General features: G+C 57.8%; 16 protein-coding genes and 1 tRNA gene. 9 read left to right on the top strand and 8 right to left on the bottom strand.

Translation table 11 applies throughout. The annotated features are described in order from the left end of the window. Positions 1 to 167: 167 nt before the first annotated feature. Positions 168 to 1,409 carry a P-loop NTPase gene (locus ABWH92_RS16420; protein WP_375570204.1) on the top strand — a complete coding sequence of 414 codons (1,242 nt, stop codon included), beginning with the start codon at positions 168 to 170 and terminating at the stop codon, positions 1,407 to 1,409. On the opposite strand, the gene ABWH92_RS16415 is transcribed toward ABWH92_RS16420, so the two are convergent. Further along, a complete protein-coding gene (locus ABWH92_RS16415; RefSeq protein ID WP_375570202.1) occupies positions 1,381 to 2,622 on the bottom strand; it encodes a multidrug effflux MFS transporter in 1,242 nt (413 codons plus the stop codon). The genes ABWH92_RS16420 and ABWH92_RS16415 overlap by 29 nt on opposite strands. 597 nt (positions 2,623 to 3,219) lie before the next feature. Between ABWH92_RS16415 and gcvA the strand changes: the two genes are divergently transcribed. Continuing rightward, on the top strand, positions 3,220 to 4,134 hold the full coding sequence (gene gcvA, locus ABWH92_RS16410) for a transcriptional regulator GcvA (RefSeq protein ID WP_375570200.1): 915 nt from the start codon (positions 3,220 to 3,222) through the stop codon (positions 4,132 to 4,134). A gap of 9 nt (positions 4,135 to 4,143) precedes the next feature. Here the strand turns inward: gcvA and ABWH92_RS16405 are convergent, their stop codons facing one another. Further along, complete coding sequence (locus ABWH92_RS16405) at positions 4,144 to 5,025, bottom strand: DMT family transporter (protein WP_375570198.1); 882 nt, start codon at positions 5,023 to 5,025, stop codon at positions 4,144 to 4,146. A gap of 112 nt (positions 5,026 to 5,137) precedes the next feature. Continuing rightward, on the bottom strand, positions 5,138 to 6,154 hold the full coding sequence (gene moaA, locus ABWH92_RS16400; RefSeq protein ID WP_375570196.1) for a GTP 3',8-cyclase MoaA: 1,017 nt from the start codon (positions 6,152 to 6,154) through the stop codon (positions 5,138 to 5,140). Positions 6,155 to 6,235: 81 nt separating this feature from the next. On the opposite strand from moaA, the gene ABWH92_RS16395 reads away from it, so the two are divergent. Further along, positions 6,236 to 6,589: a gamma-butyrobetaine hydroxylase-like domain-containing protein gene (locus ABWH92_RS16395; protein ID WP_375570194.1), complete on the top strand. Its 354-nt coding sequence runs from the start codon at positions 6,236 to 6,238 to the stop codon at positions 6,587 to 6,589. Between the two features lie 40 nt (positions 6,590 to 6,629). Here the strand turns inward: ABWH92_RS16395 and ABWH92_RS16390 are convergent, their stop codons facing one another. Next, positions 6,630 to 6,785, bottom strand: a complete 156-nt coding sequence (locus ABWH92_RS16390; protein ID WP_375570192.1) for a hypothetical protein — start codon at positions 6,783 to 6,785, stop codon at positions 6,630 to 6,632. Between the two features lie 308 nt (positions 6,786 to 7,093). Here ABWH92_RS16390 and ABWH92_RS16385 point away from each other — a divergent pair, with 308 nt between their 5' ends. Genes ABWH92_RS16385 through ABWH92_RS16375 form a run of 3 tightly spaced genes read left to right on the top strand, consistent with a single transcriptional unit; the run spans position 7,094 to position 9,741 of the window. After that, on the top strand, positions 7,094 to 7,576 hold the full coding sequence (locus ABWH92_RS16385; protein ID WP_375570191.1) for a hypothetical protein: 483 nt from the start codon (positions 7,094 to 7,096) through the stop codon (positions 7,574 to 7,576). Then, a complete protein-coding gene (gene otsB, locus ABWH92_RS16380; RefSeq protein ID WP_375570189.1) occupies positions 7,573 to 8,325 on the top strand; it encodes a trehalose-phosphatase in 753 nt (250 codons plus the stop codon). Before ABWH92_RS16385 ends, otsB begins: the two co-directional genes overlap by 4 nt. 27 nt (positions 8,326 to 8,352) lie before the next feature. After that, positions 8,353 to 9,741 (top strand): trehalose-6-phosphate synthase, encoded by a 1,389-nt coding sequence (locus ABWH92_RS16375; RefSeq protein WP_375570187.1) that lies wholly within the window; start codon positions 8,353 to 8,355, stop codon positions 9,739 to 9,741. 27 nt (positions 9,742 to 9,768) lie between these two features. On the opposite strand, the gene ABWH92_RS16370 is transcribed toward ABWH92_RS16375, so the two are convergent. Beyond that, a tRNA-Val gene (locus ABWH92_RS16370) sits at positions 9,769 to 9,843 on the bottom strand. Positions 9,844 to 9,905: 62 nt separating this feature from the next. Beyond that, the gene (gene gph / locus ABWH92_RS16365) at positions 9,906 to 10,586 is read right to left on the bottom strand and encodes a phosphoglycolate phosphatase (protein WP_375570185.1); all 681 of its coding nucleotides are present in this window, start codon (positions 10,584 to 10,586) and stop codon (positions 9,906 to 9,908) included. Positions 10,587 to 10,711: 125 nt separating this feature from the next. Here gph and rpiA point away from each other — a divergent pair, with 125 nt between their 5' ends. The 3 genes from rpiA (at position 10,712) to gor (ending at position 13,633) form a co-directional block, all read left to right on the top strand. Next, the gene (rpiA, locus tag ABWH92_RS16360; RefSeq protein ID WP_375570183.1) at positions 10,712 to 11,425 is read left to right on the top strand and encodes a ribose-5-phosphate isomerase RpiA; all 714 of its coding nucleotides are present in this window, start codon (positions 10,712 to 10,714) and stop codon (positions 11,423 to 11,425) included. Positions 11,426 to 11,602: 177 nt separating this feature from the next. Then, a complete protein-coding gene (locus ABWH92_RS16355; RefSeq protein ID WP_375570181.1) occupies positions 11,603 to 12,166 on the top strand; it encodes a DUF2059 domain-containing protein in 564 nt (187 codons plus the stop codon). A gap of 36 nt (positions 12,167 to 12,202) precedes the next feature. After that, positions 12,203 to 13,633, top strand: coding sequence for a glutathione-disulfide reductase (gene gor, locus ABWH92_RS16350; protein WP_375570179.1), 1,431 nt, complete (start codon positions 12,203 to 12,205; stop codon positions 13,631 to 13,633). 79 nt (positions 13,634 to 13,712) lie between these two features. Here gor and ABWH92_RS16345 read toward each other — a convergent pair whose 3' ends face one another. Both ABWH92_RS16345 and ABWH92_RS16340 read right to left on the bottom strand, forming a co-directional pair. Continuing rightward, a complete protein-coding gene (locus ABWH92_RS16345) occupies positions 13,713 to 17,375 on the bottom strand; it encodes an efflux RND transporter permease subunit (protein ID WP_375570177.1) in 3,663 nt (1,220 codons plus the stop codon). Next, on the bottom strand, positions 17,372 to 18,538 hold the full coding sequence (locus ABWH92_RS16340; RefSeq protein WP_375570176.1) for an efflux RND transporter periplasmic adaptor subunit: 1,167 nt from the start codon (positions 18,536 to 18,538) through the stop codon (positions 17,372 to 17,374). The genes ABWH92_RS16345 and ABWH92_RS16340 overlap by 4 nt, the downstream gene beginning before the upstream one ends. Positions 18,539 to 18,575: the final 37 nt, after the last annotated feature.

The raw sequence follows: 18,575 nt of genomic DNA, 5'->3' as shown, positions 1-18,575 counted from the left end.
TTTTTCAGCGCCTGCCCGCAAAAGCAGCACTGCGACTGTGCGGCTGATGTGTCTTTCATCATCATCGGTTAGAGTGCCGTAGCGGCAAGACAGAAACCGGTTTGGACGCCAAGCCAAGCCGTGTATCTTTGCGCTGGTTACAAAGTGCCAACAAGGACAAGATAAGCGTGTGGGATAAGATCAAGTCGATGTTTGGTGGGCAGGCCCCCAAACGCGTTGAAGACGATGCGGTTGGTCAAGCGATTGATCAGATCATTGACCCCAAATCTGGTTTGCCATTGTCTAAAACAGGCGTGATGTCACCACCTTCTTTGAACGATGGCCGCCTGTTTCTTACGCTCTCAGTGGCGCCGGATGATGTGCCAACCTATCAGCCCATTCGCGATGCGCTTGAGGTGACACTGAACGCGTTGCCAGAGGTCAAGCAAGCTTTCATTGTGCTGAGCGCTGAGGCACCTGCCGAGCGCGTGGTGCCGCCGAGCAGCATTAAGCCAACCAAAGCCAAACCACCGACCCCCAAACCTGCTGCCAAGCCTGCTGTGCCACCAGCCAACCAACGGCGCATTGGCGGCATCGACTTTTCCGGCATCGGCGCCATCATAGCTGTGGCATCAGGCAAGGGCGGTGTTGGGAAATCCACCACAACGGCCAACCTTGCCATCGCGCTCGCTGCGCAAGGCTTGAACGTCGGTGTCCTCGATGCCGATGTTTACGGCCCGTCGATCCCTAGGCTTTTTGGCGTGTCATCACCCCCCAAGTTTGATGAAAGCAAGCAGGCCACGCCTCCAACAGGACATGGCGTGAAAGTTATGTCGATGGGGTTCTTGATCGAGGAAGGAACACCCATGGTGTGGCGCGCGCCCATGGTGGTGTCTGCCCTCACGCAGATGTTGTCAGACGTTGCCTGGGCGCCCAAGGGTGAGCCCTTGGATGTCATGCTGATCGATATGCCGCCAGGTACTGGTGACACGCAGTTGACCATCTCTCAACAGGTGCCGCTCGATGGTGCGGTGATTGTCTCCACGCCCCAGGACCTTGCATTAATCGATGCCCGCAAAGGGGTAGCGATGTTCCAGAAGGTTGAGGTGCCAATCCTTGGGATTGTTGAGAACATGTCGAGCTATGTGTGCCCGCAATGCGGGCATGAGGCGCACATCTTTGGCCATGGCGGCGCCCGCGAAGACGCAGCCAAGTTTGGTGTACCGTTTTTGGGCGAGATCCCACTGCACATTGACATCCGCGAAACCTCAGACGCCGGAACACCCATCGGAGTAACCGCGCCCGAGGGGGCGCACGCGAACGTCTACAGCGCCATCGCACGCACCATGTGGCAGGACGTGGAGGCGCGCAAAGCAGGCAAGCGCAAGCCGCCGCAGATTGTTATTGAAGATGAGTTGGAGCCGGCGTAGCCGCCGCGCTGGCGCGCTTTTCCAATGCGTTGGCAGTCATGCCAGCAATCAGGGCCAGAACCGCCAGCACCGCCATCAGTGTGATCAGCGGCCAGAGCCCCAAATGCAATGTCCATCCGACGACAACGGTCGCCATTGCGCCCACCATCACTTGCAGGGAGCCGCTGAGGCCTGAGGCCGTGCCAGCCAGTTCCGGCCTGACAGACAGCGCGCCGGAGATGGAGTTGGGCATGGTCAGCCCATTGGCAAGCGATGACAGCAGCATCGGACCGAACAGGGACAGGGGATGCAGCGCGCCAAACGCGATAAGGATCGCCATCAAAATCATGGCGAGCAAAGCCATCACGTTGCCATAAAGGATCATACGCGGTGGTCCAAAATGCACCGAAAAGCGCCCTGAAATGTAATTGCCAAGCGCATAGCCGGCCGCAATCAGGGTGAAGTAGAGGCCATACTCAACCGGCGCCAAACCAAGCTCTCGTTGAGAGATAATGGGTCCGCCTCCTAGAAAGGCGAAAAAGACACCTGATGCCATCGCGCCTGTAAGAGAGAACGCCCAAAAACGTGCTTCTCCCAGCAGCGCTGCATGGCTGTTCCACAAAGCGGTTGGCGAGAATGCTGACTGCTTGGCTTGGTGCGTTTCCCGTAGCGTCGTGAAGACCAATGCCAAAAGAACAACACCAAGCAAAAGCAGAAGGTCAAAAGACGCGCGCCAGCCGTAAAACCCGTCAAGAAAACCGCCGATAACCGGGCCAATCATTTGGGCAATGGCCATGCCCATCGTCACATAGCCAAGAAGGCTGGCTGCCTGATCGCGCGAGGCGATATCGCGCACGATCGCACGGCCGATCACCATGCCCGCGCAACCACCAATGGCTTGGAAGCCACGCGCAATGATCAGCCCATCAATGCTGGTGGCAAAACGGCAAAAAACCGTTGCGATAAGAAAGATAACCAAGCCCCAAATGAGCATTGGCCGTCGGCCAAACCGATCAGAGAGCGGGCCAATGATCAATTGCGTGACAGCAACGGCAAACAGATAGACTGATAGCGTCAGCTGAACCTGCGCGTCACTGGCCTGAAGATCAGCGGCAAGCCCCGGCAGCGACGGCAGATAGATGTGCATCGTGAGCGGGCTGATCGAAACGATCAGCACCAACAAAAACGTGCTTGGCCGCTTGGCAAGCGGCAGGTCGGCGGTGGCGTCGGCCATGCCCAGGCAGTGCTCTCGGTTGGGAGTCAAAACAGGAAAAAGGCGCCGCAGGGCATACAAGCCTGCGACGCCATAAGATAGTTGGAATGTAGACCGTCAGATGGTCCCCGCCAAGGGGCAACCATCACTGTTGGCAAGGTTGCCACCCTAGGTTGGCGCGGCGCCCATTGGTGCACGGTAGGAGGGTGCATCTCGTCGGGATTGGCGGAATTTGAGGGGCCAGACCAGCTTGACCAAAAAGCCAGATGCCTGTGCCCAAACCTGAGCACGCAGTCTGCGGCCTTGTTGAAGATGTGCTTGGATCGCGGGTCGGGAGGAAACGATCAGCATAAGTTTGCCTTTCGGAAAGACAGCCCTAATGCCGGTGCAGCAGGGCGTTGAAGAAGTATGCCCAAGCCTGAGCGCGTGCGGTGTGCGCCGCGTCAATATGGTAACGAAGAGTTCGGCGTGAGGTGATGTCCAACATGGGAGGGGATCCTTTCTTGGGGGAATTTGATGTGGCTGTTGGCGTTGATCGATGTATGCGCCTTGCCAGCAGGGACAACAAACGGGTAGATTGCGACGTCACATCAAGAAATTTGATCTGAAGGGATCGCCATGCCGCGCTTGCCGACACTCAACGGACTGCAAGCTTTTGAAGCCACAGCGCGCCATATGAGCTTTGCCGCAGCAGCTGAGGAGTTAAACCTCACGCCGTCGGCCGTGTCCTATCAGGTGCGCTCGCTGGAAGATCGTTTGGGGGTGGAGCTGTTTGCCAGGCTGAACCGCGCGATCATGCTGACGGAAGCGGGAGAAACGCTTTACCCCGATATCCGTGAGGCGTTCGCGCGCATGCGTGTTGCGGTTGATCGTCTCTCTGCCGACACGCCTGAAAATGTTCTGGTGGTCTCCACTGGCCCATCCTTTGCGGCCAAGTGGCTGTCCCCGCGCCTGTTCAGTTTCATGGATGAACATCCAGAGATTGAGGTGCGCATTTCAGCCAGTCTGAAGCTGGTTGATTTCAACCGTGATGGCGTGGATGTCGGCATCCGTTTTGGGCTCGGCAACTATCCTGGCTTGGAACAGTTTCACCTGATGGGTGATGAGGTCACGGTGCTGGTTTCCCCTGACTTTCTAGAAACCCATCCGCTGACCGCAGCGCAAGATATCGCCGCCCAGCCTTTGATCATCGATGAGTCCATGGCGTTCACCAAAGAAGCGCCGACATGGCTCACTTGGTTTGACCACGCCAAGGTGACGTATACCGGCGAGGTGAGGGGACTGCGATTCAACCATGCTGACCACGCCATTGATGCGGCAGCGCGTGGGGCTGGAGTCGCATTGGCTCGCACATCATTGGCGATTGGCGATATCGAAAAGGGGGTTCTCGTAGAGCCGTTTCCGGACCTTCGGCTGAGAACCGCTTTGTCGTTTTTCCTCGTGATGCCGCCAACGGCCCGTTTGAAGCCGAAGGTTGCCGCTTTCACCGAATGGATCCACCGCGAGCTGGAGCTTCCCTACGAGGAGGCGTGATGCTTGGCGTTAGGGCTCAGCACTCTGACGTTTGATCTGCTGCTCACGCACAATCATGTAGATGCCGCTGGCCACCACAATCGTCAGACCAACGATCATGGAAAGATCAGGCCGATTGCCAAACACCAGTGCATCGATGGCCAGTGCCCACAGCACAATGGAGTAGCGGAACGGTGACGTCACCGACACATCCCCGCTACGCATAGCAACCGTGACAGCCAAATACCCCATGGTGAGGAAACAGGCCGACAAGCCGAGCAGTGCCAGTGCCTGAGGTGTCGGCGTCACCCACTCTTGGAAGAACGCCAGGATGAAGCCCATCACCATCACCGATGCGCTGGTCACCAGATTGATGGAAACCGCCGGCAAACGTGGATCAATGTAGCGCGTGGCCATATCGCGAATGACGAAGAACACCACGGCGGCCACGGCCCAAAGGCTGGCGGGCAAAAACCCATCGCTGCCTGGCTGGATGATCAGCAGCACGCCCGAAAAACCGACCAAAATCACCGTCCAACGACGCCACCCCACCTTCTCTTTGAAGAAGAGCGCGGCCACCGCCACGATCACCAGTGGGATCGTTTGCAGCACAGCGTTGGCATTGGCGATGGGGATGGCAATGATGGCATTGTAATAGAGCAGTGTTGCCATGCACTCGCCAAAAGCGCGCAGACCAACAGCTTTGTCTTTGAACGTTGGTAGCGACTTATGGGCGCCCGTGGCAAAGGCCATCGCCACCAAAATGGCGAGGATCGCAATGCCGCGTAGCGCGATCATTTGGCTGACCGGCATATCTTGGGCGGCCAGCTTGATGCAGCTGTCGGTACCGATGAAACCAATCATCGCAAGACAGGTGGCAATGATGCCCCGCGTGTTGTCTGAACGTGTCATTGTGAGATGTCGCAAGCGGACAGAAGGCCACAGCGTCACGCTCGCCTTGTGCCTCATTGGTGGGCCAAACCGACGTTAAGCGCAAGCCAGTTCAGCGCGTATGTCGCCTGGATTATCCGCCGGTCATGCTCATATGACGGGCAACCGCAGGCGCCTGACCTGTTCGGTCAATCACAAAGTCATGACCCTTAGGCTTGCGGCCAATCGCTTCATCGATGGCCCGTTGCAGAAGCTCATCGCCCTCTGAGGCACGTAACGGTTCTCGCAGATCAGCAGCGTCGTCTTGACCAAGGCACATGTAAAGCGTGCCGGTGCAGGTGACGCGTACGCGATTGCAGCTCTCACAAAAATTGTGGGTCAAAGGTGTGATGAAGCCCAGGCGTCCACCCGTCTCTTCAATGCGCACATAACGCGCGGGTCCACCGGTTTGATCGGGCAGATCAGTCAGTGTGAAAGCGCCTTCCAATCCTTTTCGCACCTGGGAGAGCGGCAAATACTGGTCGGTACGATCTCCATCAATGTCGCCAAGCGGCATGGTTTCAATAAGAGTCAGGTCCATGTCACGCTCATGGGCAAAGGCGATCATGGAGGGGATTTCGTCCTCGTTGAAGCCACGCAGTGCGACCGCGTTCAGCTTCACTTTGAGGCCAGCATCCTGCGCAGCCTGGATGCCATCCATCACGCGATCGAAATCACCCCAGCGCGTGATGGCCTTGAACTTGTCAGCATCCAGCGTGTCGAGCGACACATTCACGCGGCGCACGCCGTGCTGGTAAAGTGCCTGTGCGTGCTGACGCAGCTGTGAGCCATTGGTTGTGAGGGTCAGCTCTTCCAGATCACCGGACATTAAATGCCGTGACAGGCCTTCGATCAGGCTCATCAAATTTTTGCGCACCAGTGGCTCACCGCCGGTAAGGCGCAGCTTCTTCACGCCGCGCGCGATGAAGGCCGAACAGAGCCGGTCAAGCTCTTCCAGCGTCAAAAGGTCCCGCTTGGGCAGGAACGTCATGTCTTCGGCCATGCAGTAAACACAGCGAAAATCACAACGATCTGTCACCGAAACGCGCAGATAGCTGATCGTGCGACCAAATGGGTCAATGAGCGAGGGCTGGGTTGTGGTAAGCGTCATTATGGATCCGATCCTAAGCCGTGCTGCCGCTGTGTAAAGCGGATTTGGCGCTCACACTGTCACACACTGTGGTGGGGAACCATGACCGAGAGCAAACCGGGCCGCTGGCCAACGGAATTACGGCTCAAGGCCGGCAAAAAAACGCTTCAAGTGAGCTTCGACGATGGGTTGCAGGCTGATCTGCCCGCCGAGCTCCTGCGCGTCTACTCGCCATCGGCAGAAGTTCAGGGTCATGGCAGCGGCCCCAAGAAGCTGGTGCTAGGAAAAGAGGATGTCGCGATCCGCTCCGTTGAGCGCGTGGGCAGCTATGCTGTGCGACTGGTGTTCGACGATGGGCACGATACCGGCTTCTACACCTGGGCCTTTCTGGACGATTTCGCTCAAACGCTGGATGAAAAGCGCGACAGCTACGACAAAGAAAAAGCCACCGCCTGACGGATCAGACGATGGCTTGTAAACATAAAGCGAGGAGGGTTTAGCCGCGGTAGCCATTCCACAGGCCAGCAACGGCCGAGCGAACACCGAGGGTGTTGTCGAGACGCGCATTGGTCTGCAGTTCGTCGGCAAACGCCCAAGCAGCTTCCACGCCGCGGGCGAAACGAACAATCGGGGAGATCATGCGGTTGATCATTGTAGGAATCCTTCTGGTTGAGCGTTGCAAGAAAGGTTGGTGCAATTCGTTGTTGCAGCGCACATAGGCTCATCATAGCCGCAGGAGTAGATCGGAAAACGCACCTTTGCCATGCGTTTTTTGCATAGCGAATGATTGCGGAAAAAATAAGCATTAACAGGTGTTTAATGATGTTTCGATCTGCACGGTAGCACGAAGAACAAGCGGGGCGAGTTCGCGATGTTGCGACGCATCATTTATGGTTCCGTACCTTGCCTCTGAATTGCCGTGATCCATAACGTTGTCATCATCCAATTCGAAGGGGCCTCATGCGCATAACAACCCACGGCAACGATCTGCTTGTGACCGACCAATCCTTGGGTTGGGGCGCGTTTCTGCTCACCCTTGGTGTTGTTTCCTTGGCGGCGGCTTTAGGGCGGGCCGTTGATGGCAACTTGGTTTCGTCGGCCACCGCGTTCTACGCGATCGCCGGGCTGGCCCTAGTGAAACTTGGCTTTGACCGACTGGTCGCCACGCAACTCATCGTTGATATGGATAAGAAACTGGTGGTCGCCAAGCGCTGGGGCGTGGCGGGCACCAATGTGCAGCGCATCCCTTTTGACGCTGTCAACGGCTTCACCATCGAGCCAGAAGGGCGTGATGCCAAGACTGAGCTGTTCATTCAGACCAGTCGTGGCCCAGTGCTCGCTTCGGGAGGGACGAAGGGTGTTCGGCAGGCTTGGGAAGAAGTTGTGACCGCGGTCGAGATCCATATGGGCAGACGGGCTAAACCGTTAGACGCGAGCGAATGATCCAAGCGGTCGCCGATGCCATCCTCGCCCTGCCAAAACCAGCGTTGTGCTTGGATTTTGACGGTGTGTTGGTGGAAATCGCGCCACGCCCAGAGGCCATCACCGTCGCCGATGATCTGCCTGGGCGTCTCAATGCTTTGGCGAGACGCTTGAAAGGCTGTGTCGCGATTATCACCGGTCGGACCCATGCCGATCTGTCGCGCTATCTAGACCTGACGGCTTTTCCCGTTGCCTCCAGCCACGGTGCACAGTTTTCCGCCGCTGGCAGCGTGGAGGTGCAATCGCTGCTCGATGCCCACGATCTCGATACCCTGCGCCCAGATGTTGCTCAGACGGTTGAAGCGCACCCCGGTGTTTATGTGGAAGACAAAGGCACGGCGATTGTTGTTCACACCCGCCCCAACCCGGACGCGCATGACACCATTCTGGCCCATCTGACCCAGCTGGTGGCCCCCCGTGCGGACGTTCACATTGGCAGCGGCAAAGGCATTGTGGAGCTTCGCCTTGCCAGCGAAAATAAGGGCACGGCCATCAAGCGTCTTGTAGAGCTGCCGGGGTGGGAGGGCGCACAGCCAGTCATGATCGGTGATGACACCACCGACAATGACGGCATGGCGGTTGCTAAGGAGCTGGGCGGGTTTGGCGTGCAGATCGGCGACGGCCCGGATGGAACCGGTCTGTCCCATGCCACGTTGAGGTTGGACACGGTGCAGCAAACCCATAAAATGCTGCAACTGCTCACAGGGTAACTTACCTTCAGAAAGGATTCCTCCTGCATGTCCGAGCCAAACCGTCGTCTCGTCGTTGTCTCCAACCGAGTCGGCCCCTTGGTCAGTGGCGGCAAAGCAGGAGGCCTTGCCGTAGCCATGGCCGATGCACTCAAAGAGCGCGGCGGGCTTTGGTTCGGCTGGTCAGGCGAGCTTTCAGATTCCGGCACATGGGGGCCGGTCAATCGCGACGTCCACGGATCAGGGTCGACAGCGATCACGCTCGCCACCCTGGACATGACAGAGGAAGACCACAGCCAGTTTTACGAAGGTTATGCCAACCGCGTGCTCTGGCCACTGCTGCATTACCGCACCGACCTCATCGACTATGACCCGAAAGATGAGGACGGGTATAAGCGCGTCAACCAACGCTTTGCCACCCGCCTTGCCTCGATGGTCGGACCCGATGATCTGATTTGGGTTCAGGACTATCACTACCTAACGTTTGCCCAGCAGTTGCGCATGGCAGAGGCGAGCAATCGCATCGGTTTTTTCCTGCACATACCGTTCCCGCCACCGGACGTCTTCAACGTGTTGCCCAGGGCGGATGACATGCTGCGAGCGCTGCTGGCCTATGATGTTTTGGGTTTCCAGACACAGGGCGACGCGGAAAACATGATCGCGCTTATGCTTGCTGAAGGGGGCGAGCGGACGAGCCTGACAACCGTGCGCATCATGGGTCGCGATCTGACCGTGAAAGCCTTTCCCATTGCCATTGACGCGCAAAGCTTTGCCGAACTGGCCACAACAGAGGATGCGCAGATTGCGCAAGCGCGCGCTGAGCGTTTGCTGAACGGTCGTCAGCAGATCATTGGCGTAGACCGGATCGACTATTCCAAAGGCCTGCCAGAACGATTCAAAGGCTTCAAGAAACTGCTCGAAGACTATCCTGAAAACTCTGGACGGGTGTCGTTCTTGCAGATCGCGCCGCCTTCGCGCGGAACACTGGACGCCTATGCACGTATCCGCGAGGAGCTGGAACAGATTTCTGGCCATGTGAACGGACGTTTCGGCGACATCGACTGGGTGCCGATCCGATTCACCACCCGCGGTCAGCCCCGCAGCGCATTGGCGGGACTGTATCGCGCCAGTCGCGTTGGGCTGGTGACGCCGCTGCGCGATGGCATGAATTTGGTCGCGAAAGAGTATGTAGCCGCTCAGGACCCTAATGATCCGGGCGTTCTGGTGCTTTCGCAGTTTGCCGGCGCTGCCGAACAGATGACCCAGGCCGTTATCACCAACCCCTATTCTGACGGCGACGTTGCTGAAGCGATCCAAACGGCGCTGCGTATGGACAAGAGCGAGCGCATCGACCGCTATCAGGCTTTGATGGAAATGCTGGTAGAGAACGACGTCAATGCCTGGCGGCGCACCTATCTACAGGCGCTTGAGGGATAAAGGCCGCCAGAAGCAAATCACGAAGAATGGTGGGCATGACTGGGATTGAACCAGTGACCCCTCGCGTGTGAAGCGAGTGCTCTCCCGCTGAGCTACACGCCCGTCAACGAGGCGCTCCTCTTAGCCAGCACCATGAGGAGCGTCAAGCGTTGATCAGGGCCGTATCACCGTGACGGCACGAGCGCGTCTGCTTTTTCCTGAAGGTCGGCAAAGGTGTCGATGATGACATCCGGATCAAGCGAACCTATAGGTTCATTGCTGTAACCAAAGCTGACTGCAATCACCGGAACGTTGGCGTCTTTGGCGGCCAGTACATCGGGCGGCGAATCGCCCACCATCACGCAGCGTGATGGGTTTCCATCGGCAGCCTCTATGGTTTTAAGAATGTGCTGCCCATTTGGCTTGCGCTCAGCAAACGTATCGCCGCCGCAAATCGCGTCGAACCGTTCAGTGAGATCAAGCGCATCAAGCAGTTGGCGGGCAAGGCCTTCACGTTTGTTGGTGCAAATCGCAAACGCCCAGCCATCCTCTGCCATCTCTTCCATTGCCTCCAACACGTGCGGGAAAAGCACAGTGCCGTCAGCTATGTTCTGCGCGTAGTAGCCCACAAATTGCTCAGTCAACTCCAAGGCTCGAGCATCATCCAACTCAATATCATGGGCGCGATGGGCCCGCTCAATCAGCACGCGGGCACCATGGCCAACAAAAGCACGAGCTGTCGGAAAATCAGCTTGGGGAAGGCCCTCAGCCGCCAGCACATGGTTGAGTGCAGACACAAGGTCAGGTGCTGTGTCAGCAAGCGTGCCATCAAGGTCGAAAACGCAAAGGCGAGAAGAAGCAGTCATCCAATATCCTAAACAGAGATTTCTGCTGCGATGGGTGACGCACCAACCAACAGCGTGATAGGCGAGGGCTCGCCCAGACCACCGCCTCAAACCACAAGGATGCCATCCGCGCAATGGACCAAGCCATGGATCAAGACGCCCTCAAACGCGAAGTCGGTCGCGCCGCAGTCGCTCAAGTGAAAGACGGGATGGTGTTGGGACTTGGGACAGGATCAACGGCCGAAGCGTTTCTCCATGCATTGTCCGAACGTGTGAAGGATGGGCTGACGGTACGCGGCGTTCCAACGTCGCAACGCACGGCCGAGCTATGCCGAACCCTGGGAATCGCTTTGACCGATCTGGAGCAAGACCCAGTGCTCGATCTTGCCATCGACGGCGCTGATGAGATCGATCCTGATCTCAATCTGATTAAGGGCGGCGGTGGGGCCTTACTGCGCGAAAAGATCGTGGCAGCGGCCGCCAAAGACATGTTGGTGATCGCTGATGGCAGCAAGCTTGTTTCAACGCTCGGCGCTTTCCCGCTTCCGGTGGAAATCATCCCGTTCGGCGCTGCGGCCACGTTGCATGCGATCGAGGAGGTCTGTGCATCCCATGGTCTCACAGCCAACGCTTCGATCCGCCCCAATCTTGCCACATCGCAGGCCGACAGCGCCCCGCTGATAACCGACGGTGGCCATTGGATTGTCGATTGCAAGCTTGGTGCGATTGGTGATGCGGCGCAGTTGGATAGCGCCTTGCGTGGCGTGCCAGGCGTCGTCGAGACGGGACTGTTCATCGCTATGGCGAGCCAAGCGTTGGTTGCCAAGGACGGCGCTGTAGAAGTTATTAAACCGCAATGAAGCGGAGCCATATGGGACCGATAGTCTTGCAATGACGGCTTGCCCGTCGCAACCGAACGTCCTATCGCAGGCCGTGGCGGATAGGCGCCCTGATCGCCATGTCTGGTGGGGCGGGGTGCAAACAAGTTTCAATGCGGCAAGCCGCATCACCGATAGAAAGCCTAAGGAAGGCCAAACATGACACGCGTTTTCTCAGCCACAACGACTGTTTTGGGCACACTGCACAAAGCGGCCAAAGCCGGTTTGGTGGTGTTGGGCGTAGCAGGGCTCAGCGCCCCTGTTCTGACAACAGCAACGCCGACTATGGCCCAGGATCAGGAAATCAGCGAAGAGCATCTGCGTCTTGCCGCCCGCTATGCGGAACTGTCGGGGGCGAACCTTTTGTACATCAACGCGCTGAACGCTCAGCGTCGTGATCTTATCCGCGCTCTTGCCAGTACCAACCCTGATGTTGGCCCGACGATCACTGAAGTTACTGACGAGGCCTATCTTGAAATGGCGGACGCCACCGGCCCGCTTTTTGAAGATATCGCGATGGTCTATGCCCGGCAGTATCCGCAGGAAGATCTTCAAGTGATCGTCGATTTTTTCCAAAGCGATGTTGGACAGCGTTTCCTTGAAACCCGCCGTGAAGCCGATCAGGAAGCTTTTGAAGCGACCATCGCATGGGGCGATGCGATCAGTGTTGATTTCCTCGCTCGCGTTCGCGAGCTGTTGGCCGAACGCGGCATCGAGATGTAGGCTTCGGGCCAACCGACTCAAACAAAGACAGAAGCTATGACCGACTCCGCCTTTGACTACGACCTCTTCGTGATTGGCGGAGGGTCGGGCGGCGTCCGTGCCGCCCGCATCGCCTCGCTCCACGGCGCTCGCGTCGCGTTGGCCGAAGAATACCGCTACGGCGGAACCTGCGTGATCCGCGGGTGTGTTCCCAAAAAACTGCTGGTTTATGCCTCGCACTTTCCAGAGGTGTTTGAGGATGCGCGCGGCTTTGGTTGGTCGGTCGGAGATACCAGCTTTGATTGGGCGTCGATGATCGCTCACAAAGACACCGAGATCGATCGCCTCGATGGTATCTATAAGACCAACCTGGAGAAAGCAGGCGTTACGCTGTTCAAGGCGCGCGCCGTCATTGAAGGTCCGCAGGCTGTTCGCCTGCTGCCCGAAGACAAGATCATCACGGCCAAAACCATTTTGATTGCCACTGGCGCCACCCCTTTTGTCGACACCGACTTGCCTGGGCATGAACATGTGATCACCTCCAATGAGGCGTTTCACCTGGATAAACTGCCCGAAAGCATCGTGATTGCTGGCGCCGGTTACATCGCCGTGGAGTTTGCCGGCATCTTCAACGGGCTGGGCGTCGATACAACGGTCATCTACCGGCGGGGCAACATTTTGCGTGGGTTCGATGAGGATCTGCGCTGCCATCTGCGTGACGAAATGGAGAAGAAGGGCATCAAATTCGTCTTCGATGATGTCTTCACCCGCATCACCAAAACCGATGACGGCAAGCTGTGCGGCCATACGTCCGTTGGTCATGATTTGGTTGCCGATCAGATCATGTTTGCAATCGGACGCAACGCCAACACCAAGGGCTTAGGTCTTGAAAACGCTGGCATTGACGTTCGACGCAATGGGTCGATCCCAGTGGCGGCCGACAGCCAAACCTCGTGCCCCAGCATCTACGCCGTTGGCGATGTGACCAACCGCGCCAATCTCACGCCGGTGGCCATTCGCGAAGGCCATGCCTTTGCTGACAGTGTCTTTGGCAACAATCCGCGTACGGTTGATCATTCACTGATCCCAACGGCGGTGTTCTCGCAGCCGGAACTAGGCACCATCGGTATGACCGAGGATCAGGCAAAGGATGCTTGCAATAACATCGACATCTACAAGACCGACTTTCGCGCGATGAAGCACGCTTTCCCCGGCCGCGATGAACGTATGCTGATGAAGATCATCGTCGATGCGGACAATGACAAAGTGCTTGGTGTGCATCTTTGCGGTGAGGGGTCTGGCGAACTGATCCAAGCCATCGGCATTGCGGTCGGTATGGGCGCTACGAAGGCAGACTTCGACAACACCATCGCTGTCCACCCGACCGCCGCCGAAGAATTGGTCACCATGAAGGTGCCCGCCGTGCGCATCCGTGCCCCTGATCATCCCGATAACATGCTGGATGTGGGCCTTACCCCGCGCGGCTGATTGCTTGCGTCAGAACAAAAAGGGCCGCTCTGTGGAGCGGCCCTTTTTCTTGTCGATCGATTGCAAAGCTGTCGGTTCTCTATTCTGCCGCCTGCGGCAGAGGCACCAGCTCAGGTCGCCGGTCATCATTGGCCGGGCCATCGTCGGGTGCGTCTTTGGCGCTGCGACCTTTGGCCGGCGGCGCTTGCACATTGCGGCCGTACGCACGAGCGACCGCGCGATAAGGCGCTGCATTGTCGACCAACCAACGATCCCAAGTGGCAAAGCTCGCGGCCCAGACGGTTGGCAGACACAACATCACCGGCACAATGACCAGCGTCAGCAATGTGGAAAAAGCCAAGCCCGAGATCACGGCGGTAGCAAGTTGAACCCACCAGATCGATGTGATTGAGCCGATTTGGATCACGCGTTCAGCAAAGTTCAGGTTGATCTGCAGAGCCATCGGGATGAGACCGGCAATCGTCGTGATCGTCGTCAGCAAGATCGGACGCACACGCTGTGCCGCGGCTTTAAGGGCCGCCTCAATGGTCTCCAAGCCATCGTCTCGGAAACGGTTGAAGGTGTCCATCAACACGATGGCGTTGTTCACAACGATCCCGGCAAGCGCCACAATGCCCGTTCCCGTCATAATGATCGAGAAGGACTGCCCAGTTATCGCAATGCCAAGCAGCACCCCGAAGACGGCCAAAACCACTGTGCCAAGCGTCAAAATGGTTTGGTAGAACGAGTTGAACTGGGTGAGCAGGATGATGAACATCAAGAACAGCGATCCAGCCATGGCCTGCGCCAAGAACTGACCTGACTCTTGCTGTTCTTCATCCGCACCGCGGAACCGGTAAGAGACCGATTGCGGCAGGTCCTGCGACGCTAGCCAAGCACCAATCTCCGCGACCTTTGCATTGTAGTCCACGCCATCAGCAGCGTTGGCTTTGATGTTCATGGAGTACGCGCCATCTATCCGTGTGATTGATGTTACCAGCTGTGCTGGTTCGCGGGTCACGAAGTTTGATAGCGGCACCTGACCGTGCGCGGTTTCAAGCCGCAAAGCGTCAAGCTGTTCCAGCGTGCGTTGTTCCTCTGGCAAGCGCACACGGATGTCCAACTCCTCGTCCGTATCATCGGGACGATAGGTGTCGATCAGCACACCGGTGGTCACCAGCTGAACCATCGGCCCCACTTCGGCGACCGAGGCTCCAAAGCGACCTGCTTCCTCACGGTCGATGGCAATCTGCCATTCGATGCCAGGCAGAGGTGTGTCGTCCTCTAGATCGATAAGGCCTTCAACCGTATCGATATAGGCACGCACCATCCGTGTTGTTTCCAGAAGCGTGTCATAGTTCGAGCCACGCATTTCCAGCGTCACATCTTTGCCGGTGGGTGGGCCGCCTTCGATCTCGCGAATTTCAGTGCGAATACCAGCCAGGTCTGCCGTCAGCGTTTCGATCTCAGCGAAGATCTCAGCCGCTGTCCGGCGGTTGGAATAGTCCGCCAACTCGATCTGGATCTGACCAATCATATCCGGGGGCACATCGGTGAGGCCAAGTGCATCGCCGCCACCGCCACCGCTGCCGCCGACAGGTTGGGTCGACGTCATCAGTGCTTCAATGCCGGCTACGTCAATGATGCGGCTCTCAACCTCAATCACCAGATCGCGGGTCTCTTGAGCGGACAAGTTGCCGCGTCCAGAGATCAGCAGGATCGAGATTTCAGGCTCCTCTTCCACGAAGAACTCAAAGCCTGTGTCTGCACGTTGGAAGGCGACAAAGCTGATGCCAGCCATCGCAATCACACAGCCAATGGCAACCACATTGCCAACCTTGCTGGTGGCAAAGTCTTGCAAGGTGCGCACGTAAACGCCGGTTAGACCTTTGATCTTCTTGGCATCGAAATGTTCGCCAGCAGAGAGTTTCAGTGCCTCCGCACGGCGGTTTTCTTCAGCGACCACAGCGCGTTTCTGTTGCCAACGCACCAGCGGTGCAAGCAGTGCACGCAGTGGAGGAAGGACAAGCAGTGCCAAAATGGTCACTGGTATGAAAAATGTGGCTGGAACCATAATCCAGAACAGCGATCCCCCTGGCGGAACCTCGAAAAGCATGAGGATTGTCGAGACGACGATAGCGGCAGGCAGGAAAACTGCCGAAACATCCAGCAGAAGATCGCTGATGCCGGGTGGGGGCGGGACAAATCCAAATATTGCCGTGACCGCAGTAGTCGCAATCGCCAGCGAGAGAAGTACACTGAAGATGCCCAGCGCATGCCGACCCATCCAATGGGCAGCACGGCCCACCAGACCACCGGTAACAGGCAAGAACACCATGGCCGTCAGCAGTGCGGCAGACAGAACAATCACCACCATCAGTGGCAGATAGCCCATGAACTCGCCGGTAACGCCCGGCCAGAGCAGCATGGGCAGGAAGGCTGCCAACGTTGTCGCTGTGGAGGACACGATGGGCCAGAACATCAGTCTGGCCGCACGAATGTAAGCCTCGGTTGGCTCCAGCCCTTCAGCGATCTTGCGGTCGGCATATTCCACCACCACAATCGCGCCATCGACCAAGAGACCCACCGTGAGCACCAGCCCAAACAGGACCATGATGTTCACGGTCTGCCCGGCGAGCGACAGGATCAGAAAGCCCATCATGAACGAGGTCGGGATGGCCAGACCAACCAACAGGGCCGACTTCAAGCCAAGCGCGAACAGCACCACGATCATGACCAGCAGAATGGCCGTCACGATGGATGCCTGTAGCGAGCCCTGCACTTCATTGATGCTGTCGGACATGTCGACCAGATAGTCGATGTGAACCTGTTCCGGCCATTCGGTGGTCACACGGTCGACAGCCTCGCGCACGGCAAGATTGTTCTCAATGATGTTGGTGCCAAGGCGTTTGATGACCTCGATCGCAATCGCCGGTTCGCCATTGACGCGGGTGTAGGACACTGGATCCTGGAAGGTGCGGCGGATTTCCGCCACATCACCAAGCAGCACCTGACCATCATTGTTCTCGCGCAGTGAGATCGAGAACAGGTCATCGGCATTCTCAATCAGTCCAGGCACTTTCACATTGAAGCGGCCACCGCCGGTGTCAAAAACACCGGCAGGTACCAGGGCATTGTTGAGTTGCAGTGCGTTGAGCAACTGCGACTGGGTGATGCCATAGGCTTCAAGACGCGCCAGATCGATGGTCACTTCGAGCATTTCCTCGCGGTGACCCACCAGATTGGCTTCCAAGATGGTGTCGATGTTTTCCAGCTCATCGCGAAGTGTGCGCGCCAAGCCGTAGAGCGTGCGCTCAGGGACATCGCCAGACAGCGCCACGGTAATGGTCGGCACCAGCGAGAAGTTGGTCTCAAAAATCTGCGCTTCGTCCGCCTCAGTCGGCATTTCGGCCTGGGCGCGGCTCACACGGTCGCGCACATCGGCCATGGCCTCGTCTTTGTCGAAGGAGATGTCGAACTCAAGGACGACACCGGCATGGCCCTCAGAGGCAATGGCAGTGATTTCCACAAGGCCATCCAAGCCCTGCAGCTGGGTTTCCAGCGGTCGGATGAGAAGACGCTCCGCATCCTCCGGCGACACGCCATTTTGGCCGACCGAAACGTAGAACACCGGCACGTCGATGTCTGGGTTGGCCTCTTTCGGGATGGCCAGATAGCTGAGCACGCCAGCGCCGACCACCACCAACATCATCACGATGACAGTGCGCGGTCGGCGCAGGATCATTTCGAGCATGCCGATCATTGGGCAACTCCTTCATCGCTCGCCGCGTCCTGAGGCTGCGCTGGCGCTTGCGAGGTTTGCAGAATTCCGTTCTCAACCATGGTCACGGCAACTTCTTGGCCGGGTTCAACAAAGTCTTGCCCAACAACAATCACGCGCACATCGCCATCCAGTCCTGAGACCCAAACGCCTTCGCGCTCATCGCCGAGCAGGCTGACCGGGGTGAAGGAAACCACATTGTCTGCGTCAACTGTATGAACGCCGATGGTGCCAGCACCATCCAAACCAAGAGAGGAGAGTGGCAGCAAGTGGCCGCGCACGGGTGGCAAATCGATGGCGGCTTCTGCCGTCACGCCGCCGCGCAACGTACCCTCTGGATTGGGGATGTCGATGTCGACGCGGAAGGTGCGGGTCGCCGTGTCTGCAACAGCAGCGATAAAGCTCACCGTGCCTTCAGCCTCTTCACCGGTGACCAGCGACACGCGCGCGTCCATACCAACAGACAAAGCGCCAATGTCACGCTCAGACACCTGGCCGGTGATCACCAATGGATCAATGTTCAACAAAGTGGCGCAAAGGGCACCTGCGGCCAGCTGCGTGCCAACATCGGCCAGCGGCAACTGCACCAAACCATCCACTGGCGCGGTGATCACGGTGCGCTCCAGATCAAGTTCAGCCTGCTCAAAGGTGGCTTGCGCCCCGTCAAACGCCGCTTGCAGCGCAGGGACCCGGTTTTGGGCGCCAAAGCCGTTGTCGGCCAACGCTTCTGCGGCGTTTAGATCGACCTCAGCCTGCGCAACTGCCGCTCTTGCTTGGGTCAGCGCAGCTTGACGGGTGGCTTCATCCAACCGGCAAAGCACATCGCCAGCGGCCACCTGATCGCCTTCGCGAACAGCCACGTCAACGACACGGCCTCCGGTCTCTGCTGACACCATCACGCTGGCATCAGCTTCTGTGCGACCGCGCATAGCCAGCGCGTTGGGGCGATCTTGCACCGAGAAATCCCGCGCACGTACCGAAAAGAGTTCCGGGTCGTCGGCTGCTGTGGCTGTTGCCCGGACCGGGTTGTCGGGGTCAATCGGTCCTTGGCCAGAGAACATCGTCGTGCCGCCTAACATGTAGGCGCCGACACCAACGGTCAGGCCAATGGCAAGGATGTGGGGAAATTTGATTGGAAAAGCCATGGTTTTGTATCTTCAGTTCATCAATGCTTTGCCGCTT

It is taken from the genome of Ahrensia marina, from assembly GCF_042140245.1.
GTDB lineage: Bacteria > Pseudomonadota > Alphaproteobacteria > Rhizobiales > MH13 > MH13.
This window is presented reverse-complemented; position numbering and strand designations above follow the sequence as displayed.

Bases quoted from the DNA above. Each gene is read 5' to 3' on its own strand.
- ABWH92_RS16390 (WP_375570192.1), bottom strand. From the start codon at position 6,785: ATGATCAACCGCATGATCTCCCCGATTGTTCGTTTCGCCCGCGGCGTG.
- ABWH92_RS16355 (WP_375570181.1), top strand. From the start codon at position 11,603: ATGACACGCGTTTTCTCAGCCACAACGACTGTTTTGGGCACACTGCAC.
- moaA (WP_375570196.1), bottom strand. From the start codon at position 6,154: ATGACGCTTACCACAACCCAGCCCTCGCTCATTGACCCATTTGGTCGC.
- gcvA (WP_375570200.1), top strand. From the start codon at position 3,220: ATGCCGCGCTTGCCGACACTCAACGGACTGCAAGCTTTTGAAGCCACA.
- ABWH92_RS16395 (WP_375570194.1), top strand. From the start codon at position 6,236: ATGACCGAGAGCAAACCGGGCCGCTGGCCAACGGAATTACGGCTCAAG.
- gph (WP_375570185.1), bottom strand. From the start codon at position 10,586: ATGACTGCTTCTTCTCGCCTTTGCGTTTTCGACCTTGATGGCACGCTT.
- ABWH92_RS16405 (WP_375570198.1), bottom strand. From the start codon at position 5,025: ATGACACGTTCAGACAACACGCGGGGCATCATTGCCACCTGTCTTGCG.
- ABWH92_RS16385 (WP_375570191.1), top strand. From the start codon at position 7,094: ATGCGCATAACAACCCACGGCAACGATCTGCTTGTGACCGACCAATCC.
- otsB (WP_375570189.1), top strand. From the start codon at position 7,573: ATGATCCAAGCGGTCGCCGATGCCATCCTCGCCCTGCCAAAACCAGCG.
- gor (WP_375570179.1), top strand. From the start codon at position 12,203: ATGACCGACTCCGCCTTTGACTACGACCTCTTCGTGATTGGCGGAGGG.
- ABWH92_RS16345 (WP_375570177.1), bottom strand. From the start codon at position 17,375: ATGATCGGCATGCTCGAAATGATCCTGCGCCGACCGCGCACTGTCATC.
- ABWH92_RS16415 (WP_375570202.1), bottom strand. From the start codon at position 2,622: ATGGCCGACGCCACCGCCGACCTGCCGCTTGCCAAGCGGCCAAGCACG.
- rpiA (WP_375570183.1), top strand. From the start codon at position 10,712: ATGGATCAAGACGCCCTCAAACGCGAAGTCGGTCGCGCCGCAGTCGCT.
- ABWH92_RS16375 (WP_375570187.1), top strand. From the start codon at position 8,353: ATGTCCGAGCCAAACCGTCGTCTCGTCGTTGTCTCCAACCGAGTCGGC.
- ABWH92_RS16340 (WP_375570176.1), bottom strand. From the start codon at position 18,538: ATGGCTTTTCCAATCAAATTTCCCCACATCCTTGCCATTGGCCTGACC.